The sequence below is a fragment of the Bacillus sp. RK1064 genome (assembly GCF_051488405.1).
Classification (GTDB): domain Bacteria; phylum Bacillota; class Bacilli; order Bacillales; family Bacillaceae; genus Bacillus.
Genome location: NZ_JBPSCZ010000001.1, coordinates 1,656,920 through 1,681,835, shown reverse-complemented (window position 1 = coordinate 1,681,835; position 24,916 = coordinate 1,656,920). Strand labels below are relative to the sequence as shown.

19 protein-coding genes are annotated in these 24,916 nt (G+C 43.1%); 15 read left to right on the top strand and 4 right to left on the bottom strand.

What is annotated here, in order from left to right; genetic code table 11:
• Positions 1-30 precede the first annotated feature (30 nt).
• Together ACSSTM_RS08720 and ablB are read left to right on the top strand one after the other, a co-directional pair.
• Positions 31-222, top strand: coding sequence for a hypothetical protein (locus ACSSTM_RS08720; RefSeq protein ID WP_034664763.1), 192 nt, complete (start codon positions 31-33; stop codon positions 220-222).
• Positions 223-244: 22 nt separating this feature from the next.
• The gene (gene ablB / locus ACSSTM_RS08715) at positions 245-1,090 is read left to right on the top strand and encodes a putative beta-lysine N-acetyltransferase (RefSeq protein WP_095286034.1); all 846 of its coding nucleotides are present in this window, start codon (positions 245-247) and stop codon (positions 1,088-1,090) included.
• Here ablB and ACSSTM_RS08710 read toward each other — a convergent pair.
• Entirely contained in the window at positions 1,085-2,743 is a 1,659-nt protein-coding gene (locus ACSSTM_RS08710; protein ID WP_095286033.1) for a PucR family transcriptional regulator, read from the bottom strand. The two genes, ablB and ACSSTM_RS08710, sit on opposite strands and share 6 nt — an antisense overlap.
• 191 nt (positions 2,744-2,934) lie before the next feature.
• Between ACSSTM_RS08710 and ACSSTM_RS08705 the strand changes: the two genes are divergently transcribed.
• From ACSSTM_RS08705 to ACSSTM_RS08690, 4 genes are read left to right on the top strand one after another with little or no spacing between them, the layout of a single operon-like run.
• Positions 2,935-4,299: an aspartate aminotransferase family protein gene (locus ACSSTM_RS08705; protein ID WP_437404142.1), complete on the top strand. Its 1,365-nt coding sequence runs from the start codon at positions 2,935-2,937 to the stop codon at positions 4,297-4,299.
• A gap of 12 nt (positions 4,300-4,311) precedes the next feature.
• Complete coding sequence (locus tag ACSSTM_RS08700) at positions 4,312-4,998, top strand: CoA transferase subunit A (RefSeq protein WP_282067488.1); 687 nt, start codon at positions 4,312-4,314, stop codon at positions 4,996-4,998.
• Positions 4,974-5,639 carry a 3-oxoacid CoA-transferase subunit B gene (locus ACSSTM_RS08695; RefSeq protein ID WP_282067487.1) on the top strand — a complete coding sequence of 222 codons (666 nt, stop codon included), beginning with the start codon at positions 4,974-4,976 and terminating at the stop codon, positions 5,637-5,639. Before ACSSTM_RS08700 ends, ACSSTM_RS08695 begins: the two co-directional genes overlap by 25 nt.
• A gap of 14 nt (positions 5,640-5,653) precedes the next feature.
• Positions 5,654-6,919, top strand: coding sequence for a peptidase (locus ACSSTM_RS08690; protein ID WP_106038384.1), 1,266 nt, complete (start codon positions 5,654-5,656; stop codon positions 6,917-6,919).
• 40 nt (positions 6,920-6,959) lie between these two features.
• On the opposite strand, the gene ACSSTM_RS08685 is transcribed toward ACSSTM_RS08690, so the two are convergent.
• Positions 6,960-7,181, bottom strand: a complete 222-nt coding sequence (locus ACSSTM_RS08685) for a YgaP family membrane protein (protein ID WP_060595694.1) — start codon at positions 7,179-7,181, stop codon at positions 6,960-6,962.
• A gap of 124 nt (positions 7,182-7,305) precedes the next feature.
• Here ACSSTM_RS08685 and ACSSTM_RS08680 point away from each other — a divergent pair, with 124 nt between their 5' ends.
• Both ACSSTM_RS08680 and ACSSTM_RS08675 read left to right on the top strand, forming a co-directional pair.
• Positions 7,306-9,048: an adenine deaminase C-terminal domain-containing protein gene (locus ACSSTM_RS08680; RefSeq protein ID WP_268496240.1), complete on the top strand. Its 1,743-nt coding sequence runs from the start codon at positions 7,306-7,308 to the stop codon at positions 9,046-9,048.
• 551 nt (positions 9,049-9,599) lie between these two features.
• The gene (locus tag ACSSTM_RS08675) at positions 9,600-9,914 is read left to right on the top strand and encodes a YerC/YecD family TrpR-related protein (protein ID WP_003214053.1); all 315 of its coding nucleotides are present in this window, start codon (positions 9,600-9,602) and stop codon (positions 9,912-9,914) included.
• A gap of 238 nt (positions 9,915-10,152) precedes the next feature.
• Here the strand turns inward: ACSSTM_RS08675 and ACSSTM_RS08670 are convergent, their stop codons facing one another.
• Entirely contained in the window at positions 10,153-11,733 is a 1,581-nt protein-coding gene (locus ACSSTM_RS08670; protein WP_437404141.1) for an FMN-binding glutamate synthase family protein, read from the bottom strand.
• A 139-nt stretch (positions 11,734-11,872) separates the two neighbouring features.
• On the opposite strand from ACSSTM_RS08670, the gene ACSSTM_RS08665 reads away from it, so the two are divergent.
• Positions 11,873-12,103, top strand: a complete 231-nt coding sequence (locus ACSSTM_RS08665) for a hypothetical protein (RefSeq protein ID WP_003214314.1) — start codon at positions 11,873-11,875, stop codon at positions 12,101-12,103.
• Here ACSSTM_RS08665 and ACSSTM_RS08660 read toward each other — a convergent pair.
• Positions 12,084-12,506: a DUF2283 domain-containing protein gene (locus tag ACSSTM_RS08660; protein ID WP_437404140.1), complete on the bottom strand. Its 423-nt coding sequence runs from the start codon at positions 12,504-12,506 to the stop codon at positions 12,084-12,086. The two genes, ACSSTM_RS08665 and ACSSTM_RS08660, sit on opposite strands and share 20 nt — an antisense overlap.
• A gap of 272 nt (positions 12,507-12,778) precedes the next feature.
• On the opposite strand from ACSSTM_RS08660, the gene ACSSTM_RS08655 reads away from it, so the two are divergent.
• The 6 genes from ACSSTM_RS08655 to ACSSTM_RS08630 all read left to right on the top strand — a co-directional run bounded on the left by ACSSTM_RS08655 (position 12,779) and on the right by ACSSTM_RS08630 (position 24,899).
• A complete protein-coding gene (locus ACSSTM_RS08655) occupies positions 12,779-13,471 on the top strand; it encodes a heptaprenylglyceryl phosphate synthase (protein ID WP_066031213.1) in 693 nt (230 codons plus the stop codon).
• Positions 13,472-13,528: 57 nt separating this feature from the next.
• Entirely contained in the window at positions 13,529-15,751 is a 2,223-nt protein-coding gene (gene pcrA / locus ACSSTM_RS08650) for a DNA helicase PcrA (RefSeq protein ID WP_437404139.1), read from the top strand.
• 44 nt (positions 15,752-15,795) lie between these two features.
• A complete protein-coding gene (gene ligA, locus ACSSTM_RS08645) occupies positions 15,796-17,802 on the top strand; it encodes an NAD-dependent DNA ligase LigA (RefSeq protein WP_034664717.1) in 2,007 nt (668 codons plus the stop codon).
• A gap of 15 nt (positions 17,803-17,817) precedes the next feature.
• Complete coding sequence (locus ACSSTM_RS08640) at positions 17,818-19,005, top strand: CamS family sex pheromone protein (RefSeq protein WP_034664713.1); 1,188 nt, start codon at positions 17,818-17,820, stop codon at positions 19,003-19,005.
• Positions 19,006-19,138: 133 nt separating this feature from the next.
• Positions 19,139-20,338 (top strand): MFS transporter, encoded by a 1,200-nt coding sequence (locus tag ACSSTM_RS08635; protein ID WP_034664928.1) that lies wholly within the window; start codon positions 19,139-19,141, stop codon positions 20,336-20,338.
• Positions 20,339-20,429: 91 nt separating this feature from the next.
• Positions 20,430-24,899, top strand: coding sequence for a non-ribosomal peptide synthetase (locus ACSSTM_RS08630; protein WP_106038389.1), 4,470 nt, complete (start codon positions 20,430-20,432; stop codon positions 24,897-24,899).
• Positions 24,900-24,916 lie beyond the last annotated feature (17 nt).

The window sequence follows — 24,916 nt, the reverse complement described above, 5'->3', positions numbered from 1 at the left end:
TATGGGATCACGAGTTGATGGGGAGTCAGTATGATCATTCAAGGAATCATTCTATTTGCAATCGTATTACTTATTTTATTTGTCGTGTTCTCAAATCTCATCATGAATGAAGCAAGAAAGCAAAACAAAGTCAAAAAGAGATCAGCCATGATGTATATGAGCATGTCTATATTGGTGAGTATGGCGATTGTCTCATCCATTTGGAAGTTCTTTATTAACTGATTCATAAGAGAGGAATGAGTGTATGGTGCAATTGAAGAAACTTGCAAACGAGCGTTTTTCTGCCTTGATCTGTATTGATTCATTTAATGAGCGAATCCGTTTAGATGATTATAGCGGCAGGGTGCGGGATGTCATTCAGTCAGTTCTTCAGGAAGCGGCGGACTGCAAGGCTTCTAAGGTCATTGTGAAAGTAAGACGTGAGCATGTACCTCTTTTTTTAGAAAAAGGCTTTCGGCTTGAAGGCGTGTTTTCTCATTATTTTCTTGGAAGTGATGCGTACGGCATGTCGCTTTTTCTCACTGAGGATCGAATGAACAGTTCGTATTGGCTGGAGGAAGATGAGATCGTCGCATCCATTCAAGCGAAAGAGATCAAAAAAGACCAAGGCACATGGCAGGATGAGTATGTGATGAGGAAAGCCGATCCGAAGGATATTCACAAGCTGGCAAAGCTCTATGATACGGTCTTTGAAACGTATCCCACGCCAATGAACGAGCCAGATTATATCCAAAAGGTAATGGAGGAAGGGACTGTCTTTTATGCCGTTGAACATGACGGACACATTGTGAGTGCGGCATCCGCTGAAATCAATGCGCCGTATGGCCATGCGGAATTAACAGATTGTGCGACCCTTCCATCATACAGAAAACTAGGATTCATGTATCATTTGATTCTAGCACTTGAAAAAGAACTCCAGTCGATGCATATCTATGTCTTTTATTCTCTTGCACGTGCACTGTCCTATGGAATGAATCAAGTGTTTTATCAGCTTGGTTATACGTATACCGGGCGCTTCCAAAACAACTGCTATATTTTTGACAAAATTGAAGATATGAATCTATGGGTCAAAACGCCGAATGAATCATGAAATGGTTCTCATCTGATCTAGCAGACCAGATAGACGGTACGCCATGATACTGAGCTGCAGCTTCATCCGATCATCAGTGGATTTGAGGCTGCAGCCTGTTCTCGTTTCAATTTGTTTCAGCCGGTAGCTTAATGTATGTCTATGAATAAACAATTCTCCCGCAGATTTTTGAATATTTTCATTGTGTGCCAAATACACTTCGAGTGTATGGATCAGGTCAGCCCCTTGTTTTTTCGTATAAAGCAAAGGACTTAACAGCTCCACATAAAAATCATGCAAATTCATACCTGCTTCATTCATTTCAAGAAGCATGCCATATAAGCCGAGCTTTTGATAATGAATGATGCTTTCGTCTGTTTTTAAAAGTGGAAGGAGCCTTGCTGCATACTGCGCTTCCTTCGCACTTTTTGCAAAGAGACTGATCTGGTCATAGGCTCTCCCGATGCCAATTACAATCGGATGGACGGGAAAAAAATACGACCAAGTGCTCCGGCACTCCTCTGCTGCGCGATACCACTCCGCTTCTTGAAACGCTTTTTTTCCTGCGGGTGTCAGGACAAAAATGGAATCGAGCCTTGCCTTTAGTAAAAAGGGAATATGTCTGCGTTCAAATATCGACGTGAGTAATTGAGAGAGGCGCTGCATCATTTGATGATCGAGCTGTGTGTGCTGATGCTGAAATTGAAAGTAGATAACCACCTGCTCCTCGCTCATATCATATTGCAGCTTTGTTGCTTGTTCGACCACGTAGCTTTCTTCTGTATATTGCTGCTGCAAAATATCATCTAACAAATGTCCCTGCATTTGGTTTTCTGTATCTTGAATGGCCTTTTGCTTCAGCCATTCAATCGCATACACTGCCCCGGCATGCTCGATGGCAATCGCGTCGAGATGATGCCACGTATCCTTTTTCTTTAAAGACACAATAAACCCGAAAATATCACCCATCGCAATCACCGGACATGCGGCGAGGACAAACGCTCCGCACGTGTCATAGACGAGCCGGCCTTTCTCCTCTGCCTGCTTAAGAAGGGGCATGGTTTCAATTGGTTCACGATCTGTCAGAAAGCCAAAGGCAGGAGAGTACGTCACTTCATCTTTGATGAGATGAGCCGCTGTTTGATGTAAAAAGACATCAAGCACGACAATGTTCGCTGCAGTGAGATGTGCCAGTTCATCTGTAATTTGCCTCACATTTTTATTCCTTACATTTAATTGGGTCAGTCTTTGATGAATCGCTGATGAATATTTAAGCTGATGGAGCTGACTGCTCACGATTTGTTCTAGGACGGCTTTTGTAATGTCTGAGAAATTGATGTGCGGCGGAATTTCGATGAGCGGAATGCCGCTATTTTTCGCCGCTTGAATGAGTGATGTTGGAATTTCCGTTAAGTATACGCCTTTATAAATGGCAATGGCTGAAAGCCTGTGAGATTGAATCAATTCCTCAAGCCGGGCGCGTCTTTCTTGATTGTCTGCAAGTCCAAAGCCTGTTGTGACGAGTAATTCCCCTTCGGAAAGCCTCGAGGTGTCCTCGATAATTTCCACGATGGTTACCCACTGTATGAGGCGGTCCAGTCCATTTTCTCCAGCAAGCAGCTTTGTTCCCTTCATGATATCGAGCGAGAGTGCATCTTTGACGAGAATCGCCATAGACTCATGACCTCCTTTTGAACACTCTTATACACGATGTATAAAAAATGCGTGTGAAATTCGGGCATGTGGCGAATGGAGGATGACTGCCCTCTTGATTAAGCTAATCTTATAACAAGTATACAAAATTTTCTTGCGATTCATGAAAAAAGAAAGATGCAGCTGCTGACAAGAGAGGGAGGAATGGCAAAGTGGAGACCCGGGATTACTTAATCAAACCGATGTTGAATCAGCATTATCCTGTGGCTGTGAAAGGAGAGGGGATTTATTTATATGATCGGGACGGAAAAAAATATATAGATGGCTCATCGGGGGCTGTCACGGCAAGTATTGGACATGGCATACGTGAGATCATTGATGCCATGACAGAGCAAGCGGAAAAAGTGAGCTTTACGTACAGATCGCAATTCACAAATGAACCAGCAGAAGAACTTGCCTATGAATTGAGTACGCTTTGCCCAGGTAACCTGAACTGGTCTTTTTTTGTCGGAAGCGGATCAGAGGCAACGGAAACGGCTATGAAAATTGCTATTCAGCATTGGCAGGAGCAGGGGAAGGCTGAGAAAAATCACATTATCTCAAGATGGATGAGTTATCACGGCATCACACTCGGTGCGCTGTCGATGTCAGGACATATTGCAAGGAGAGAGCGCTTTGAACCATTGCTCGAAAAGCACCCGGTGCTGTCTCCGCCATATAGCTATCGTTCATGGCTGCCAAAGGAAGAGGGCAAGCAGGTCGAATGGTATGTTCAGGAATTTAAAACCGTCATTCAGCGTATAGGAAAAGAGAGGATTGCCGCTTTTATTGCAGAGCCGATTGTTGGAGCAGCGGGAGCGGCGCTTGTACCGCCAGACGGATATTTTGAAGCGATGAAGCGTGTCTGTGAGGAAAACGATATTTTAATGATTGCAGACGAAGTCATGACAGGCTTTGGACGAACTGGGAAAATGTTTGCGATGGAACATTGGGGCGTCGTACCAGATATTATGGTTCTCGGCAAAGGCATGAGTGCTGGCTATTCACCGATTGCGGCAGCCGTCTCAGCGGATCATGTTATCGCACCGATTCTGAGCGGTTCAGGTTCTGTGATGGCAGGTCACACCTATAGCGGCAATCCGCTTTCAGCAGCCGTCTCACTAGCCGTCATTCGATATATGAAAAAACATCAGCTTCCTGAACGAGCGGATCTGTCTGGCCGATATTTAATGAATGCTTTAAAGGATTTGCAAACAAACCATTTCATCATAGGAGATGTGAGAGGAAAGGGACTGCTCATTGGCATTGAGTTTGTCGCAGACCGCTTATCGAAAACACCATTTCCTGCCCATGCTCAAATGACGCATTTAGTCGTTGAGACGGCCAAGCAAAATGGATTGCTTGTTTATCCGGCAAGCGCTGGAGAGGATGGAGTGGGAGGTGCAGCGGTCATGATTGCACCGCCGCTTTCCATCACGCAGCAGGAGATGGATGAACTCATTCAATTATTTGAGCAGACAATCACGCAGGTCGAACAAGAAGTCATCAATCGAGGGTTTTTCCCATCTGCGATGTAGGGAGGAAAGATGATGAACAAAACAGTGAATGTAGATGAAGTGATCACGCATTTTAGGGACGGCATGACCATCATGTTTGGCGGGTTTGGCGGCGTAGGGTCTCCGCCATCATTGATCGACACCATCCTAGAAGCCAATATCAAAGATCTGACATTGATCGGAAACGATGCAGGCTTCCCGCAAATCGGTGTTGGCCGGCTGATCACAGAAGGAAGAGTCAAGAAGATCATTGCTTCTCATATTGGCTCAAATCCAATAGCCGGACAGAAAATGCAGGCAGGTACACTAGACGTTCATTTTTACCCGCAAGGCATTCTAGCAGAAAAAATTCGAGCAGGCGGGATGGGCTTGGCAGGCATTGTGACAGATGTCGGCATGGATAGCCTCAATCTCGATGAGAAGCAGCTCGTGCCGCTAAACGAGAAGACATATATCCTTGAGCCTGCGCTGACAGCGGATATTGCCATTGTGAATGCCCTCAAAGCAGACGAAGCAGGAAATCTGATTTTTGATAAAAGTGCACGGAATACAAACCCGATTGTGGCGATGGCAGGAGACTGGACCATTGCGGAAGTGGAAGAGATTGTGCCTGTGGGCAGTCTTCATCCAGAAGAAATCGTGACACCAGGCGTATTTGTGAACCAGATCGTGCAATCAAAAGGAGTGAACTGGACATGGGCATGGGAGACATCGATTTAAGACACCGCATAGCCAAACGCGCGGCGCAGGAAATTGAAGATGGTATGATCGTCAATCTAGGGATCGGCATCCCGACACTTGCAGCTGAATACATCCCAGCGCATTATAGGGTGTGGCTGCATGCAGAAAACGGCATTATGGGGGCAGGAGCCTCACCAGCACAAGGAGAAGAAGATCCGAATTTGTGCAATGCCGGTGGTTTCCCCATTACGTTAGCAAAAGGCGGTTCATACATGGACAGCACGACTGCTTTTGGTATCATTCGAAAAGGCATGCTGGATATGACCATTTTAGGTGCACTTGAAGTAAGCAGTCAGGGTGATCTTGCGAATTGGATTGTGCCGGGTAAACGAGTACCCGGGATGGGCGGAGCGATTGAGCTTGCGCAAAAGGCGAAAAAGGTTGTGGTGGTGATGAGCCACCTTGATAAACACGGTGAGTCAAAGGTGAAATCTGCCTGTACACTGCCCTTAACCGCTAAGTCTTGTGTGGATCTGATTATTACGGATATGGCAGTCATTGAGGTCAAATCACAGCTGCTCATTCTACGTGAAGTCATGCCGCCGTTTCAGCCGGAAGATGTCATAAGGGCGACAGAGGCCCCATTAATTTTAGCGCCCGATGTCAAATCTGTTGTGTAGAAAGGATGACTGACTTGCAGCCAATTACACGGATCAGAAGCTGGATGAGAGAGCACCAAGATGAAGCGATTGCGCTTCTTCAGCAAATGGTGCAATGTGAAAGCACCCAAGGGAATGAACAAGATGTGCAGCAAATCGTAGCAAATAAGCTTTCCGCAATTGGTTTTGATGTAGATGTATGGGACATTGGCGGAGAAGACCTGCTGGAACATCCGTATTTCTATTCCCCGAGGCGTTCCTTTAAAGGAAGTCCCAATGTCGCCGGACGATTGAAGGGGAAAGGCGGCGGCAAATCCATTTTATTAAATGGGCACGTGGATGTTGTTCCAGCAGGAGATACGAAACAATGGACATATCCGCCCTACAGCGGGCATATCATAAACGGGAGACTTTATGGACGCGGGGCAACAGATATGAAAGGCGGAAATGTTTCTTTACTCTTCGCACTAGAGGCACTGCATGCGCTTCAGATTCCGCTGAAAGGAGATGTTGTGTTTCATAGTGTCGTCGAAGAAGAAAGCGGCGGTGCAGGCACCCTTGCAGCCATACTGAGAGGGTATACAGCAGATGCGGCCATCATTCCAGAACCAAGTCATATGAAAATCTTTCCGATTCAGCAGGGATCTAAGTGGTTCAGACTGTATATTAAAGGAAGGGCAGCTCATGGCGGAACAAGATATCACGGTGTTTCCGCTATTGAAAAGAGTATGATCGTTCTTACGCATATAGCGGCACTTGAAGAAGAACGAAATCAACGTATCACCGAGCCGTTATTTCAGCATATCCCAATTCCGATCCCCATCAACATGGGGAAAATTCAAGGCGGTGATTGGCCGTCCTCTGTAGCAGATCTGGTCACAATGGAGGGCAGACTTGGTGTGATGCCAGGTGAGACGGTTGAGCAGGCAGAGAAGGAATTAGAAAATTGGATGACGGGACTTGGGGAAAAGGATGAATGGTTCAAAGATCATCCTGTCGAGGTCGAATGGTTTGGTGCAAGATGGCTTCCAGGCTCAATCGATACGAATCATCCACTTTTAAGTCTATTGAAGGAACAATATGAAGCGGTCAAGAAGGAGCCGCCAAAGATCGAAGCCGCTCCTTGGGGAACGGACGGCGGATTACTCTCACAGGCGGCAGGTATTCCGATCATCGTGTTTGGTCCTGGAACAACAGAGCTTGCCCATTTTCCGAATGAATCCATCGACATTGAGCATGTGATTGAAGCAGCAGAAATTATCGCAGGTACGATGGTGGAATGGTGTGAAGCAGCGGAGTGATGAAAGAGGCGGAAAATAATTACAAAAAAAGAAGGCTGTCTCACTCAGCCTTCTCTTTATGTGTGTCCTGCTGCTCACACATATACGTCACTGGACAAAAACGAAGAATACCAGATGCCAGTTTCATCCCGCCGCACATGATGCTGAAAAGCAGCATTTTACTCCATGGTTTTCTAGCATATAAAGAACCAGCCACAGTACATATTGTCATTCCGCAGGCAATTCGAATGAGCGCTTCCATTAAGCCGAGATTAGGTTTCATTGAAGGTGAATCTCCTTTTTTAAATATTTTAAGTGTGATTTCAAGAAATTGTAACGTTTCATTAATGCGTAACGTGGTTCGTTATGTTACGATAGTGCTAATACAAATGAAGGAGAGTATGTGAATGTCCGAACGTACTTTTAATTGGAGAAACAATGACATCCGCACACAAATCGATGTAGTCGACTCAAAAATAGTTCCAACACTCCTTTTAACGAATGGACTCGTGCTAAACCCATTTTTGAAACAATGGGTGAAGGCAAATATTTGGATACATGATGATCGAATTGTTTATGTCGGAGCAGAGCTTCCTCAAAATAAATCAGCTAAACGTGTGATTGATTGTGAAGGGAAATACATTGTGCCTGGGTATATAGAGCCTCACGCGCATCCGTTCCATATTTATAATCCCCAATCACTTGCAGAATATGTGTCTCAATTTGGCACAACAACGATGGTCAGCGATAACTTATTTCTTCTTTTGCAGAGCAATGAAAAGAAAGCGCTTTCCACTCTGTGTGAATTAAAACAGCAGCCATTTCAGTATTTCTGGTGGTCTAGATACGATCTTCAGACTGAAGTCAGATATGAAGATGAGATGCTTCCTATCAACTATCGCAAGGAATGGATTGATCATCCTGATGTCCTTCAAGGCGGCGAATTAACAAGCTGGCCAAGATTGATGGACGGTGATGATCTCATTTTATATTGCATGCAAGAAACGAAGAAGCAGAGAAAACGAATTGAAGGGCATTTCCCCGGAGCTTCCGAGAAAACGCTAACAAAAATGAAGCTGTTTGGCGCGGACAGCGATCATGAAGCGATGAATGCGGACGATGTGCTAAAACGCTTGTCCCTTGGCTACCATGTCTCACTTCGTCATTCTTCCATCCGCCCAGATTTAGTGAACATTTTAAGAGAACTGCACGAGTGTGATTTTAGACACTATGATCACTTTTTCTATACAACAGACGGAGCTGCGCCTCATTTTTATGAGGAAGGTATGATTAATCGTTTGATTTCAATTGCCCTTGAAGAAGGCGTGCCTATCATTGATGCGTATAATATGGCGACATTTAACATTGCAAAATACTATCAAATTGATGACCTATTAGGTGTTGTCGGTCCCGGCCGGCTGGCTTCTTTGAATATTTTAGATGATCCGATGAACCCAAATCCTGAAACGGTGATATCTAAAGGGGTTATTCTCAAATTAGATGGCGAGAACCAGCATCAATTTCAAGAAACTAAATGGAAAAATGGCGGGCTTGTTCCATTAGATTTAGGCTATGATCTGACGATGAGTGATTTGCAATTTTCCATGCCGCTAGGTGTCAAAATGAGAAATGCTGTCATCATGGAGCCTTATACAGTGGAGATTGATAACTCGGTGAACCAGCTGTCCTGTGACCATGATCAAAGTTTCTTTAGCCTGATTGACCGAAAAGGCGAGTGGCGTGTGAATACGATGCTTAAAGGTTTTGCAAATAAAGTGCAGGGCTTTGTCAGCTCATTTTCGCTCACGGGTGACATTTTAGTGATTGGGAAAAATAAAGAGGACATGATGCTGGCACATAAGAGAATGAAAGAAATCGGCGGGGGGATCGTCCTCACAGAGAACGGGAAAATTTTGCACGAAATCCCGCTACAATTATCAGGCTGTGCATCGGCTGAACCGTTTGAGACTGTTCTTCAGCAGATACAAACATTACGCGAGCTGCTCATTGAGCGAGGCTATCCATTTGATTGCCCAATTGATACACTTGTCTTTTTCCAAAGTACACATTTGCCGTATATTCGAGTGACACCAAGAGGAATATTTGATGTCATGAAAAAAACTGTACTCTTTCCGTCTATAATGCGTTAAAATATAACAGAGTGGAGCTGTATCATCTTTGCCACATTTCTGACAGCTGTTATAGGGCAGAAGTGAGCAATGGATCTCTTCGCTACCATGTAAGTGAAAATGCTTATGTGGAGTTGTTGAAGCAGAGGGCTTTGACATGACGAGTGAAATGCCCTAATTGAAAAATGAATCTGTCGGTTACGCTGGCCGACCAACATATTTTGAATAATTGAGCGAGGCGGGGCGCATGTTTGTGGTCTCGCCGAGCTTTCCGCACAACCTGTATTTTAGGGCATACCTAATCAAGCAGAAGTGATCTTGATATCGGAAGCAAACAAGTTTGTCAGATTGTCGTACAAGGAAAATGACAGAACTTGTCGAATTTGTATACGATAAAGAAGCTTCGGCTTACGAAAGAACTGACGGCATTTCCAGCGTAGAACCAAACCTGTCATGATTCGTTCAAAGCTCATTGCTGAGGTTGAAAAAAATTAGTCAGGAAAGATACCGCTTTTCTTCATAGAATGTCGTGCGAAGCGGTGTGCCAATAGTAAAGGAGAAGATGTATAAAGATGCAAATTGATAAATTAAGGGGCAAAAGCTTAGATCAGTTATTCAACTCCATCTTATCCCTTAAAGACCTGGAAGAATGCTATCGATTCTTTGATGATTTGTGTACCATCAATGAAATCCAATCTTTATCACAGCGTCTTGAAGTAGCGCGTATGCTTCGCGAGGGGAACACGTATCATAAAATTGAGACGGAAACAGGTGCGAGCACCGCAACCATCTCACGTGTCAAACGCTGCTTGAACTACGGAAATGATGCCTATACGATGGCACTTGACCGCGTAGCAGAACAGCAGGCAAATGACGAAACAAAATAAAACAGCTTTCACTGTAAACAATCCTTTTCAACAAGAATGGAGTTGTTTACAGTTTTTTTATGGAGAGCACTGAAAAGACAAGCAAGGACTGGCTGAATGAAGCGGGTCCTGTTTTTTATTTTAGCTCGCCTATAACCTCACGCATCCTCCATCTCCTATCATTTGTATAAGTTCTTTATACGCGATTGAGCCAAAATGTCAACGAAAAAAAAGGTGCGAAAACGCACCTTTTCCCAAACTAGACAGATGGCTGTGTCCCTGAAAACATCGGCACTTCACTTGTCTGGCCATTTTCTTGTCTGTAGATAATATGTTTCTCATTAAAATGAATGGGAGATTCAATTCCAGCGGCTGCGGATAAATTAAACAAACCTTCTCTAAGAGACAGGATATAATTGCAGACTCGGTATTTCTTTTCTTCAATTGATAAACCCTTTTGCAGCTTTGGATCCGTTGTGGCGACCCCGACTGGGCATTTATTCGTGTGGCACACTTGTGCGCGAATGCATCCGACTGAAAACATGAGTCCCCGTGCGATATTTACAAAGTCAGCACCCATGGAAAGGGCAATCGCAATTTTATCAGGTGAGAGAAGTTTGCCGGAAGCAAAGAGTTTTACCTGATCTCTGACACCGTATTCTTTCAATATTTGATGAACCATTGGGAGCGCCGTGAAAATGGGCAGCCCTGCGGAATCTGCCAATTCATGAAAGGATGCGCCAGTGCCGCCTTCTCCGCCATCCACTGTAATGAAATCAGGATGCTTTCCGCTTTTTTTCATATACGCTGCAAGCTCTTCAATGTTTTCTTTATGTCCGACAACAAGCTTGATGCCGACAGGCTTTCCGCCTATACTTCGCAGCTGTTCAATGAAATCAAACATATCAGGAATGGAGTGGAACATCTCAAATCGGTTTGGGCTGTCAATGGATTGATGGGGCGGCAATTTACGGATATTCGCAATTTCTTCGGTGACCTTTTCGCCGTCAATATGACCGCCGCGTGTTTTTGCTCCTTGTGCCAGCTTCAGCTCAAAGGCTTTGACTTCCTCGTGCTCGCTTTTTTTCTTAAATTCTTCAAAGGAAAAAGCGCCATCCTCTGTTCTGACACCAAATAGACCGGGCCCAATCTGGCAAATGATATCGGCTCCGCCTTTGAGGTGATATGGGGAAAGCCCGCCTTCACCTGTGTTCATCCACGTACCGCCAGCCATTTTTAATCCAGAGGATAGTGCTGTAATGGCCCTGTCGCCTAAAGATCCGTAGCTCATGGCAGACTGTCCAATCAGGCCTTTTACACGGAAAGGCTTTTGACATGTGTGTTCGCCAATCACTTGTACATCGTCTTGATGGAGATAGTAAGGTTTTGCTTCGACCTCTTTGGTATGTTCACTTCTTCGCAGTAAATTGTCTTGATCAATCTGATACACTTTTGTATGAATTTTTTCAAATTGATCGATGCGTAACTCATCTCGCTGCTTTGGAAAAAGGACGTTGCGAATGTAGTAACCAGGCTTGTCAAAATCACGTTTTGATCCAAAGCCCATCGTCCGGCTTTTGTACTTCCCAGACATGACAGCTTGCTCATATTCTCTTCTTGAGAAAGGAAGCTCCTCCCGATCATTCAGAAAAAGATATTGGCGCAGCTCAGGTCCTATTTTTTCAAAAATAAACCGCAGCTTTCCAATGACCGGATAATTTCGCAGGACAGAATGCTCTTCCTGTTTTTCATCTCGCATCCAAATCCAGATGAATAAAATGATTGGTAAGATGAAACAAATCACTAATAGTGCGCCAATGACAATGAAAGTTGTTGTCACGAAGATCCCCTCTTTTCTCTATCATTGCTGTTGTTATTCCACTTTTCATTGAAAGAGAAACCACTTCAACAGATTGTGACGTTTAGAAATGAAAAGGCGGGGTAACTTACAAATAAGATCATAAGGGGAGGGAACATACATGAATAAGCGTCCGAATGCGTATGTACTTGCAGGATTAGGGGTTGGTGGTGCTGTGTTATTAGCAGTAAAAAATAAACAGCATCTCAAAAAATGGGCAAGCATGTTCCGCTCAGATGAAAAAATTCCTGAAAAAGCTGGACACCCTGATCCATTAGATATTCAAGACAACAAGATGGTGGATGAAGGGGCCATGACATCCGTCCATTATTTCAATGAAGTGAGACAATAGTTTGGAAAAGCCGTTTTGACCATTCAAAACGGTTTTTTCTTGTCTTTCTTTTGATGTTATATCGAAGAGGATCGACAATCGTAAAACCGATCAGCCCTTTGTGATCAGGCGTCGAGAATTGAAATTCAATGCCCGATAAATGATAGGTTGAGAGAACTTCCTGATCCGTAAAACGTAACGAAAGCTCGTCCTCATAAACGGGTGCATGCTTCAGAACCTCTGCTTCTTCTGTAAATAACTCCAGACCAGCCACTCGGCCCTCTTTATCAATATCTGCATTCACACATTCATTTACGTCTAATTCAATGGTTTCTTTGATTGTCCCGATTCTAGGCGGGATGAGATCAATGTATCCGATGTCGATCGTTTGATCATATGTGATGGTTCTTTTCAAATCATTCACCTGCTTATTAGATAGTAAAATGTTCCTTTATTGTATAATATCATGTGATGAGACGAAGCAGCTCGCATTTCAGTTCAGTATTAATATATTTATCTCCCTCAGTCCTCTTGAAGTGGATCTTTTCACATAGTCTCCATTAGCCTCATCTAGAGTTAAAATTGTCCATTTTCAAAAGAATGAAACTTTTAGCTGAAGGAGGTTACCCATTTTTTGCGGTCACTGATTTTGTTATAATATTTAAATGGAATGAAACGAATGGAGGAACGTTTTTCATGTATGATGTTACCGAGTGGAAGCATGTCTTTAAACTCGATCCAAATAAAGAAATATCCGATGAACAGCTGGAGGCGATTTGTGAATCTGGTACGGATGCCATATTGATTGGCGGCAGTGACAATGTGACAGAGGACAATGTGCTCCAATTGATGTCAAAGGTCCGCCGATTTCTTGTGCCATGTGTGCTCGAAATCTCAACACATGAAATGATTGTGCCGGGCTTCGATCTGTATTTCATCCCGACCGTCTTAAACAGCTCTCATCCTGATTGGATTGTTGGGCTTCATAAGGACGCGATGAAGGAATTCGGTGATTTGATGTCAATGGAAGAGATCGTGCCTGAAGGCTATGTTATTTTAAATGAAGAGTGTAAAGCGGCCAAGCTCACAGAGGCAAATACAGCGCTGGACATCGATGACGTAAGGGCATATGCAAGAGTGGCAGAGCATTTGATGAAGCTGCCCATTTTTTATCTAGAATACAGCGGAACGCTTGGAGATATAGAGCTTGTGAAAGAAACAAAAGCAGTGCTTCATGAAACGGTCCTTTTTTATGGCGGGGGCATTGAAAACGCGAAGCAGGCAGAAGACTTTGCGCAGTATGCAGACGTGGTTGTTGTAGGAAACGTCATTTATGACAATTTCAAAGAAGCATTAAAGACAGTGGGCGCAGTCAAAAAGTCATCATAGTCAAACAAGACGAAACGGGTTAAAATAGAACATAAGTTCGAATTGGCGGTGAATGGAATGAATGAAATATCGAATCATCTATTAGAAGGGCTGAATGACGCGCAGAAAGAAGCGGTCAAAGCAACAGATGGACCTTTATTATTGATGGCAGGAGCAGGAAGCGGAAAGACACGGGTGCTCACACATCGAATTGCCTACTTAATGGTCGAAAAGCATGTGGCTCCGTGGAACATTTTAGCGATTACGTTTACAAATAAGGCAGCACGTGAAATGCGTGAGCGTGTCCAGGCCATTTTAGGGCCTGGTGCGGATGACATTTGGATCTCTACGTTCCACAGCATGTGTGTGCGCATTTTACGACGCGATATTGACCGTATTGGTGTGAATCGCAACTTCTCTATATTAGACACATCTGATCAACTTTCAGTAATTAAAAACATTTTAAAAGAACGAAATATCGATCCTAAAAAGTTCGATCCACGCAGCATTTTAGGATCAATCAGCAGTGCAAAAAACGAACTCATTGACGCAGAGGAATATGCCAAAACAGCCGGTGATTTCTATGATCAAGTGGTCAGCGACGTCTATACAGATTATCAAAAACGATTACTCAAAAACCAGTCACTCGATTTTGATGATCTTATTATGATGACGATTCGTCTGTTTGAACGGATCCCTGAAGTATTAGAACACTATCAGCGGAAATTCCAATACATTCATGTCGATGAGTATCAGGATACGAACAGAGCACAGTACATGCTTGTGAAACTGCTCGCTCAGCGTTTTCAAAATATATGTGTGGTGGGTGACTCGGATCAGTCCATTTACCGCTGGCGCGGAGCGGATATTACAAACATTCTCTCCTTTGAAAAAGATTATCCGTCCAGTGAAGTGATTCTGCTTGAGCAAAATTACAGATCGACTAAACGTATTCTGCATGCCGCAAATACAGTCATCCAAAACAATGCGAACCGTAAGCCGAAAAATCTTTGGACAGAAAATGATGAAGGAGCGAAGATAGCCTATTACCGTGCAGATAATGAATTCGGTGAAGGTCAATTTGTTGCTGGAAAGATTCATCAGCTTCATCAGAGCGGTAAGCGTAAATTATCCGATTTTGCGATTCTTTATCGAACCAATGCCCAGTCTCGTGTCATAGAGGAAACATTATTGAAGTCAAACATTCAATACAACATTGTCGGCGGCACGAAGTTCTATGACAGAAAAGAGATCAAGGACATTTTGGCTTACTTACGCCTAGTAGCTAACCCAGATGACGACATTAGCTTTGCACGTATTGTCAACGTACCAAAACGTGGAATCGGTGCGACATCTGTTGATAAAATCGCAGCATATGCGGAGATGAATGACCTGTCTATGTTTGAAGCGCTTGGTCAGGTAGATTTCATTGGACTCAGTGCAAGGGCAGCCAATGCGCTTGATGAGTTCAAACAGCTCATTGATCAAATGACGAACATGCAGGATTATTTATCTGTCACAGAATTAACAGAAGAAATCCTAGAGAAAACCGGCTATCGTGAAGCACTGAAGGTTGAAAAAACGATTGAAGCACAAAGCCGTCTAGAAAATATTGACGAGTTTCTCTCCGTCACTAAGAACTTTGAAGAACAAAATGAAGACAAGTCTCTCGTGACTTTCCTGACAGATCTCGCCCTCGTCGCAGACATTGATAAGCTGGATGAGAATGAGGAAGAAGATCAGGATGCCGTCATCTTAATGACTCTTCATGCTGCAAAAGGTCTAGAATTCCCTGTTGTTTTCTTAATGGGCATGGAGGAAGGTGTTTTCCCGCACAGCCGTTCATTAATGGAAGATGCAGAGATGGAAGAAGAGCGCCGCCTTGCCTATGTAGGCATCACACGGGCGGAAGAAGAGCTTTATTTATCAAGTGCCAAGATGAGAACACTCTTCGGCCGGACAAACATGAACCTTGAATCAAGATTCATTCGAGAAATACCAGCCGATTTATTGGACAACCTAAATGAGAAAAAAGAAACGAAAACACCATTTGGCCAAACAAGAGAAAGACCGCAAAGACGGGGACCTGTCTCACGTCCGCAAACTCAAACCATTCAAAACACAGGCGGCGGAAGTATTGGCTGGGCTGTGGGTGATAAAGCGGCTCATAAAAAATGGGGCGTTGGAACGGTTGTGAGTGTAAAAGGCAGTGGAGACAGCACAGAGCTTGATATTGCCTTTCCAAGCCCTACAGGCATTAAGCGTCTTCTCGCAGCATTTGCGCCAATTGAGAAGCAATAAACCGATAGCACTTATAAAACGGATGAATTGAAAGGAAGAAGCAGATGGATAAAGAAGCAGCGAAACGCCGGATCGAGGAACTGCACCAGATTTTGAACCAATACAACTACGAATATCATACACTTGATCGTCCAAGTGTTCCTGACGCTGAATATGATGCGCGGATGCGTGAGCTGATCTCTTTAGAGGAAGAGCACCCTGATTTAAAAGCAGCGGACTCCCCCTCACAAAGAGTAGGAGGCGCTGTGTTAGACGCCTTCCAAAAAGTGCGTCACGGCACACCGATGCTCAGCCTCGGGAATGCGTTTAATGAACAGGACCTTCTTGATTTTGACCGCCGGGTTCGTCAAGCAGTTGGTGACGATGTCGCATACAATGTCGAGCTGAAAATTGACGGACTCGCTGTTTCTCTCCGTTATGAAAACGGTGTGTTTGTCCGAGGTGCCACGCGTGGAGATGGGACAACGGGTGAGGATATTACTGAAAACCTCAAAACCATTCGTTCCATCCCGCTCAAAATCAAACGTCCTCTGTCGATTGAAGTGAGAGGCGAGGCATTTATGCCAAAACCTTCTTTTGAAGCATTAAACGAAAAAAGATTACAAAACGAAGAAGAGCCGTTTGCGAACCCGCGTAATGCGGCTGCAGGCTCGCTTCGTCAGCTTGATACGAAAATTGCGGCGAAACGAAACCTTGATATCTTCGTCTACAGTATAGCGGAGCTTGATGAAATCGGTGTTGAATCGCAAAGCGAGGGACTTGATCTTCTCGACGAACTTGGCTTTAAAACGAACAAAGAAAGACGGATGTGCCACACGATTGAAGAAGTGATCGACCTCATTGAAACATTGAAAACGAAGCGTGCCGATTTTTCATATGAAATCGATGGAATTGTCATCAAAGTCGATTCGTTAGCTCAGCAGGAAGAGCTCGGCTTTACAGCAAAAAGTCCCCGCTGGGCGGTTGCGTACAAGTTTCCGGCTGAAGAGGTCGTGACAAAGCTGCTTGATATTGAACTAAGTGTAGGGCGTACAGGCGTCATCACACCAACGGCGATTCTTGAACCTGTCAAAGTAGCAGGGACGACAGTGCAGCGTGCTTCTCTTCATAATGAAGATTTGATCAAAGAAAAGGATATTCGCCTTTTTGATCAAGTGATTGTGAAAAAAGCGGGCGATATTATTCCGGAAGTCGCAGGCGTACTGATCGATCAGCGTACAGGAGAAGAAAAGCCGTTTCACATGCCGACTGAATGCCCAGAGTGTCATAGTGAGCTGGTGAGAATTGAAGGCGAAGTGGCTTTGCGTTGCATCAATCCAGAATGCCCTGCTCAAATACGTGAGGGACTCATTCACTTTGTTTCCCGTAATGCAATGAACATTGATGGGCTTGGCGAGCGGGTCATTACACAGCTTTTCCAAGAACAGCTTGTCTCTCGTGTGTCCGATCTTTACCGATTAACGAAAGAAGAGCTCATTCAGCTTGAGCGAATGGGCGAAAAATCTGTCGACAATTTACTGCGTTCGATTGAGCAATCGAAAGAAAACTCTCTAGAGCGTTTACTATTTGGACTCGGTATACGATTTATTGGCTCTAAAGCGGCAAAGACCTTGGCGATGCATTTCGGCGACATCGATCAATTAAAGCAAGCGACGAAAGAACAATTACTCGAAGTCGATGAAATCGGTGAAAAAATGGCTGATGCCGTCGTCACGTACTTTGAGAAAGAAGAAATACTCAACCTGCTAAATGAACTAAAAGAGCTAGGGGTCAATATGACCTACACAGGGCCAAAGCCGGTGAAGGCAGAAGAAAGTGATTCCTATTTTGCAGGCAAAACCATTGTGCTGACAGGGAAATTAGAAGAAATGGCCCGAAACGATGCAAAAGCAGCGATCGAAGCATTAGGCGGCAAGCTGGCAGGTAGTGTGAGTAAAAAAACAGATTTAGTCATTGCCGGAGAAGCAGCGGGAAGTAAGCTGACAAAGGCAGAAGAACTCAATATTGAAATTTGGGACGAAGCTAAAATGCTCGAGGAGCTAAAGAAATAAGAGGAGTGTTTTCTATTGAAAAAGTTGTTATTGCTGCTGACAATGCTCACACTGGTATTGTCAGCGTGTGCACCTTTTGGGGGAAAGGAAGAAGAAGAGGTCACACAAAAAACGGATGAAACGAAGGAAACAGCCATCATCCCGATGTACAATATCTCTGACTCCTATTACAAAATGGTGCTGCCGTTTAAACAAGGGGCTGCGCGAGGATTAACAGCAGAGCGTCTCAACACACGCCTGGACATCGATGAATTTGAAACAGGACTTATGCGCCTTGCAACAGAGTCATTTAATACAAACGACTATCTTTTCCAAGAAGGACAGCATTTAGATGAGGACACCGTTCTCAACTGGCTGGCGCGCAAAAAAACAGGCAGTGATCTGAAAAAGGCAGAAAAAGAAGATAAAGACTTTAAGAATCTCGGCTTAAACCCAGCTCTTCCAAGCTCAGGTTCAACAAAGTCTAAAAATGAAAATAGTCCAATTTACTTAGCTTCGATGCTAGAACATAATTACTTAATTCGAAAAGATAAAAACAGCTTACAGCTTGGCGGAGTTGTCATTGGTCTTGCACTGAACTCTGTTTATTATTACCGTGAAAATATCGGTGATCCGCAGCAAGAAGTGACGATCGATTCATCGAAAAATTCAAAGAAACTATTGTCGGAAGGCGAAAAAATTGCTGAACAAGTGATCAAACGAATTCGTCAAATGGATGGGCTGCAAAAAGTGCCTGTCATGATTGCACTTTATAAGCAAGCACCAAAATCATCTATCGTACCAGGAAACTTTATCGCCAAAACGGATGTGAAAGCAGGCTCAGCTGATATCGGCAATTGGGATACGATCAAAGAGGAGAATGTCTTCTTCCCTTCAGATAATGCGAAAGGCAACTACAAAGATGATTCCGAGCGATTTGACCGCTTCAAAACAAAAGTCGAAGACTACTTCCCGAATTACACCGGAGTCGTAGGAAAAGGCTTTTACAAAAATGGCAACCTGCAAAAAATGAAAGTCGAAATTCCAATGCAGTTCTACGGAAAAACGGAAGTTGTAGCCTTCACGCAATATTTAACAGGTGAAGTCATGGATTACTATAAGAGTACCAATATCGAAATTAACATCACATCTTCTGATCAACAAGAAGCCCTGATCACGAAAAATGCTGAAGACAAAGAACCAACTGTTCATATATATGACTAAATAAAAACCGCCTTTTGGCGGTTTTTTAAATTAGGTAAAATGTATCAAGTTATGAAAATATTGTTATAAAAAGTAGAAGTGTAGAAAATAATGTATTATTATGGGTGATAATGAAGAGAAAATGGAGATCAATATGAAAAACAAATCATTTTACTTTTTATTAGGGGGACAATCCCTAGCTAATTTTGGGGATTCGCTATATGTCCTCGTTCTGACCATCCTGACATATCAATTAACAAATTCTACACTGATTGCTTCAATGGTGGCTGTTTCGCAGTTTGTTGGACAAGCCCTTGGAGCGGTACTCATTCCTTTCTTTATGTATCAATTTAAGCTGAAAAGACTCATTATCTATTTGCAAATGTGTCAAATTGCTTTCTTCGGTTGCTTGATTTTCATTTATATTCTACAACTATCAACTTTTACTATTCCTTTCTTTTTTATCATTGTATTTTTCCTGTCTTTGATAGATGGAGGAACCATTCCTGTTCGAAATTCGATGATCCCGCGTTTAGTAGAAAAGAACTTTTTACTAAAAGCCAATAGTTATATCTTAACTTCTGATCAAATTGTTCTTTTACTAGGCTGGCTTTTAGGAGGGCTGTTTATTGGTATTCTTGGACCGCAGTTTCTCCTATTGACGACACTTGTTTTATACAGTTTGTCGCTCATATCTATGCTCTTTATGATTGATACTGGGGCTGCAGCTAAACATGAGCAACAGTCTGAATCATTTGCTACAAGGGTCTTTTCAGGGTGGAAGCTCATGTATGAAAAGCCGACTATTCGAACATTAACGGTTTTAGAAATGCTATCCATGAGCGGTAGAAGTATCTGGACTGGAGCCATTATCCTTGTGTATGTCACAGAAGTCTTACACCAGCCTGAAACATGGTGGGGCTTTATTAACGCAAGCTATTTTGGCGGAACCATTCTAGGCGGCCTGCTCGTGCTGCGGTTCGCAAAGCATGTGGAACAGCGTTTGTTTGATCACATTTTTTACAGTTCGGTGATCGTAGCTGTGCTAACCCTTTGCTTAGGATTGAATCATTCAGCATGGATGAGTTTGTTGTTTGTCTTTTTATTAGGGCCAGCTTTTCAGCTTCGCAGCATTTCCATTCGTACCTATGTACAAGATACACTGAGTGAAATTGAATTGCCCAAAATACTGTCAGCTCAACATACACTATCAACTTTTATATACGGAATGTCCATCCTCGTTATGAGCACCATGACCGATCTCTTTGGGGCAAGAGTCGTCTTTTTTATAAACGTTGCTCTGTTTACTATGTCGGCTTTCCTAGCGTCTAGATTAAAAAATGAACAAATTTAGACATTTTATCTCAATTATTTACAAAAATACCGTTATATGATTTAATATGTTCGTAGAAATGTTAACTATATGAAAAGTAGAGGTGGCGTAATTGACTAGTAGTTTAGTATATTGGCCATTAACACATCCGCAGCGGCGCGTGATGAACATGGAAACATTTTATCCAGAAACACCGATCAATCATATTGGTGGTATCATTTTCGTCAATGGGCCGTTGCAGCTTGATAAACTGAAGCAGGCCATTGCATCTTGTATCATGATGACAGAATCTCTTCGTCTCAAGCTAGTAGAGAAAGATGGTGAGACGCTTCAATACGTTGATCCAAACGCCGATAATCCAATTCCTGCCTATGAGTTTTCCACACATGAAGACATGCTAGAATGGGCCGAAAAAGCCTTCAAAACACCATTTCAATTAACAGAAACCCCTCTCGCCGAATTTGCTGTATTAAAAGTCGGTGAACAACAATCCGGTTATTTCATCAAATGCCATCATACAGTAGCAGATGGATGGTCGATGAAAGTAATCATCGATAAAATTAGCCAGCTTTACACTGCTCTTACCCAAAGCTCCTCTATTGAACAAGAAGCAGATAATCATTCTGTATTTACTGTTAAAGAATCAAAATATATGAACTCCCCAAGATTTAAAAAAGATCAGCAATTTTGGAAAGAAGCATTATCTGATGTGTCTGATAGTTATTTGGTACAGGGAACTGACCAAATCAAAGGCCATCGGCACAGCCATTATCTTGATCGACAACTCTCAGAACGAATCTATGAATTTATAGATACCCATCATTGTTCAATCAACTCTTTATTTACTTTAGGACTCTTCGTTTATTTGCATAAAAGATACCAGCAAAAAGATTTTATTATTGGGACGCCAGTTCTCAATCGTTCCGGACAAAAGGAAAAAGCCACGTCCGGTATGACCGTCAGTACAATGCCATATCGAATGAAGATTGATCCTCATCTCTCTTTGTTAGAAAGTCTGACAGACGTTCAAAAAAGCTATAAGGCTTACTTCCTGCATCAGCGTTATCCCTATGATGCACTTGTCAAAGATTTAGAGCTTGCCAAAGCAGGATATAATCAGCTTTTTCAAATCTATATCAACTCCTACAGCACAAATATGGTGCAGGAGATGGAAGGATACAAAGTTGATTACATAGAGCTTTACAATGGCTTCCAGCCATATGGCTTACAAGTTGCTGTGAAAGAATGGGATGAAAAAGGGCAAATCGAGCTTCAATATGACTACAAGATCTCAGATTACAGCAATGAAGACATCGACTTTCTACACGAAAGAATGCTTCTCTTTGTCGAAACCATACTCGCTCAGCCAAAGCAGCTGTTAAAAGACGTACTTCTTATGACAGAAGACGAGGAACATCGAGAGCTATATCAATGGAACGACACAGGCGTGCTATTTCCACAGAAACAAAAAATCCATGAATTGATCACAGACATGTCAAAGACTTCTCCTGATCGAATCGCGATTCAGGACGGATCTTGTATCATGACATACGGTGAACTTGAGAGAAAAACCAATCAAATGGCTCATTTCCTACAAACACATGGCTTACAGAGGCATGACTTTGTTGCAGTATGTATGAATCATTCACCAGAACTTATCGTGCTGCTGCTGGGGATTTTAAAGGCTGGAGGTGCATATGTGCCGATTGATCCTGAGTATCCGCAGGAACGCATTCAGTTTATTTTGGATGACAGCCAGGCAAAGCTGTTTTTCACAGATGACGCATCTGCATACCATTTTAATGGCGATACGTACAATATCTACAACGTGTGGGATCAGTTGGATCAGTATGATGCGGTACATCCATTCATTGGGGATGCTGAAGACGTCGCATATATGATTTATACGTCTGGCTCTACAGGCCAGCCAAAGGGAGTCATGATTGAGCACCGAAGCTTAGTGAACTATATCATGTCTGCCAAAACACACTATACTGATTCATCAGATGATCATTTTGCCTTGTATTCATCTATTGCGTTTGATTTAACCGTGACATCCATTTATACGCCATTGGTCATTGGCAGTACAGTGGTGATCTATCGTCAAGAGGATCAGCCAGGCTTTTTATTAGAACATATTTTGTTTGATCAAAAAGCAAAGGTCATCAAGCTGACACCAGCTCATATGGCACTATTAACAGATGCTGCACTGTCTCAATCAGTTGTGAAACGGATGATTGTGGGAGGAGAACAATTATCGACCGCTTTGGCCAAAAGAATCACAGAGGCAAGTGATGGAAGGATATCCATCTTTAATGAATATGGACCAACTGAAGCAACCGTCGGCTGTATGATTCATCAATTCCATCAAGAGGATGGAGGGACATCGGTGTCAATTGGTGTGCCAATGCCAAATACAGAGATTTACCTTTTAGATGAGAATCAGCAAGCCGTGCTGCCAGGGACAGTAGGAGAAATATATATTTCAGGCGCGGGTGTTGGAAGAGGATATTGGCAAAGACCTGATTTGCATGAATCGCGCTTTCTGCCCAATCCATTTGTAAGCGGTCGCCGCATGTATAGAACAGGTGATATAGCCAAACGAGCAAATGATGGAAAGATTGATTACATTGGCAGGATTGATCATCAAATCAAGCTGCGAGGCTACCGGATTGAGCTGGGTGAAATTGAACTTGCACTTATGGCACTTGAAGAAGTTGATAAAGCAGCTGTTATTGATCTAACCGATGCATCTGGAGAAAAACAGCTGGCTGCATATATTGAATTGAAAGAAAAAGAGCTGACGTCCTTTTTACTTAGAAAGAAATTATCAGATCAGCTTCCAGCTTATATGGTACCTGCCTATTTTGTTGTACTAGATGAACTCCCGCTTACTCAAAACGGAAAAATCAATCGGACAGCACTGCCTGATCCATTGCTGTCTCAAGTGGAAACAGCCGTTGAATGGTCCAAGGAAACAGCGGACATTGAAGAGATCATAGTAGATACAGCAAAAGACATCTTAGGGCATGAAACGATCGAACCGGCTGATCATTTTTATCAGCTTGGCGGTGATTCCATTAAGGCGATTCAATTTATTGCGAAGTTAAAAGACAAAGGACTCTATTTAAAAACCAAAGATCTTTTTACGTATCCCATTTTTCGAGAAATGGCACAAGTCGTTCAGCAGGAACCAGTCTTACATATTTCACAAGAGCAGGCTGCGGGCGATGTGAAATCGATCCCAATTATCGAATGGTTCTGGTCCCAGCGGTTAAAAGATGAACATTTTTGGCATCAATCCATCATTGTTCATTCAAAGAAAAAGATGGATGAAAGAATCGTGCAGGATGCTTTAAAAGAGCTGGTCATTCATCACGACGGATTAAGGTTAAAAGTACATGAGGCAACTAACACACTCTATTATGATGAAGACATTCATGATATTCCGCTGATGATACACGATTTCACGGCATTGTCAGAAGAGAATGTGGAAGAAGCGCTAAAAGATGTAGGGTGTCAGGTCAAGCAAAGGACTCATCTTTATCAAGGACCATTGATTCAGGCAGCGCTTTGTCAAACTGATTCTCAATCACATCTCATTTTTGCCGCCCATCATCTTTTAGCTGATGGTATGTCATGGCAAATTCTTGTGGAGGACTTGATTCAATTATTGCATGCAGAGAAGGTTACAGCAGAAATGCTTCCTTCTAAAACCCATTCCTATCAAACATTTACAGAGCGGATGAACCAGTATGCAGTATCAGAGGATGTAAAAGAGTCGTTCAGCTATTGGCAAAAAGCGGTGCAGCATATTCAGCCTCTGTATCAAGTTTCTTCAAATGAGGGATATGTCAGAGACGAAGTCAAATTAACCAAGGCATTATCAGTGGAGCTCACGGATCAATTGATCAATCAAGCGAATCAAGCGTATCAAACGCAGCCTCACGAACTGTTAATTTCAGCCTTGACGCAAGCCTGTTATCAGCAAACGAATCAAAAGCGGATTTCTTTGGAATTAGAAGGTCATGGCAGGGATGCTGTGGAGGAAGATATTGATGTATCTAGAACGTTCGGCTGGTTCACCACCATGTACCCTGTGAATGTTCATGTGTCTGAATCTCTCTCAGATCACATACGGGCTGTCAAAGAAACGATACGTGAAGTGCCAAATAAAGGTGCAGACTATGGGCTGCTCTCACTCATCAATAGGCAGCTTCCTGATCATTCAGCGCCGCAATTACGCTTTAACTATCTAGGTGAAATTGATCAGGTGCTTAAACAATCATCTGATTATGAGATGACTTACTTTACATCGGGGATTGATTCGTCATTGGAGAATCCGTTAACAACCGTCATCGATATGGTCGCTACCATCAAGGGCGGCCAGCTGATATTCCATCTTTCTTTTAGCGCAAAACAGCTGTGTGAAACAGACATGACGCGGCTATTACAAGAGGTAGAGCGGCAAATTGAGCGTTTGGTACAGCATTGCTTAGAGAAAGAAGGAATCGAATTTACACCGTCTGATTTTGAAACAGTGGATATGTCTCTTGAAGAAATGGATTCATTATTTACATGAGGAAAAATCAGCATGTT

What these genes read in the sequence shown, in the direction of transcription:
- ligA (WP_034664717.1), top strand. Translation starts at nt 15,796, where the DNA reads ATGGATAAAGAAGCAGCGAAACGCCGGATCGAGGAACTGCACCAGATT.
- ACSSTM_RS08700 (WP_282067488.1), top strand. Translation starts at nt 4,312, where the DNA reads ATGAACAAAACAGTGAATGTAGATGAAGTGATCACGCATTTTAGGGAC.
- ablB (WP_095286034.1), top strand. Translation starts at nt 245, where the DNA reads ATGGTGCAATTGAAGAAACTTGCAAACGAGCGTTTTTCTGCCTTGATC.
- ACSSTM_RS08695 (WP_282067487.1), top strand. Translation starts at nt 4,974, where the DNA reads ATGGGCATGGGAGACATCGATTTAAGACACCGCATAGCCAAACGCGCG.
- ACSSTM_RS08675 (WP_003214053.1), top strand. Translation starts at nt 9,600, where the DNA reads ATGCAAATTGATAAATTAAGGGGCAAAAGCTTAGATCAGTTATTCAAC.
- ACSSTM_RS08635 (WP_034664928.1), top strand. Translation starts at nt 19,139, where the DNA reads ATGAAAAACAAATCATTTTACTTTTTATTAGGGGGACAATCCCTAGCT.
- ACSSTM_RS08680 (WP_268496240.1), top strand. Translation starts at nt 7,306, where the DNA reads ATGTCCGAACGTACTTTTAATTGGAGAAACAATGACATCCGCACACAA.
- ACSSTM_RS08685 (WP_060595694.1), bottom strand. Translation starts at nt 7,181, where the DNA reads ATGAAACCTAATCTCGGCTTAATGGAAGCGCTCATTCGAATTGCCTGC.
- ACSSTM_RS08665 (WP_003214314.1), top strand. Translation starts at nt 11,873, where the DNA reads ATGAATAAGCGTCCGAATGCGTATGTACTTGCAGGATTAGGGGTTGGT.
- ACSSTM_RS08720 (WP_034664763.1), top strand. Translation starts at nt 31, where the DNA reads ATGATCATTCAAGGAATCATTCTATTTGCAATCGTATTACTTATTTTA.
- ACSSTM_RS08710 (WP_095286033.1), bottom strand. Translation starts at nt 2,743, where the DNA reads ATGGCGATTCTCGTCAAAGATGCACTCTCGCTCGATATCATGAAGGGA.
- pcrA (WP_437404139.1), top strand. Translation starts at nt 13,529, where the DNA reads ATGAATGAAATATCGAATCATCTATTAGAAGGGCTGAATGACGCGCAG.
- ACSSTM_RS08655 (WP_066031213.1), top strand. Translation starts at nt 12,779, where the DNA reads ATGTATGATGTTACCGAGTGGAAGCATGTCTTTAAACTCGATCCAAAT.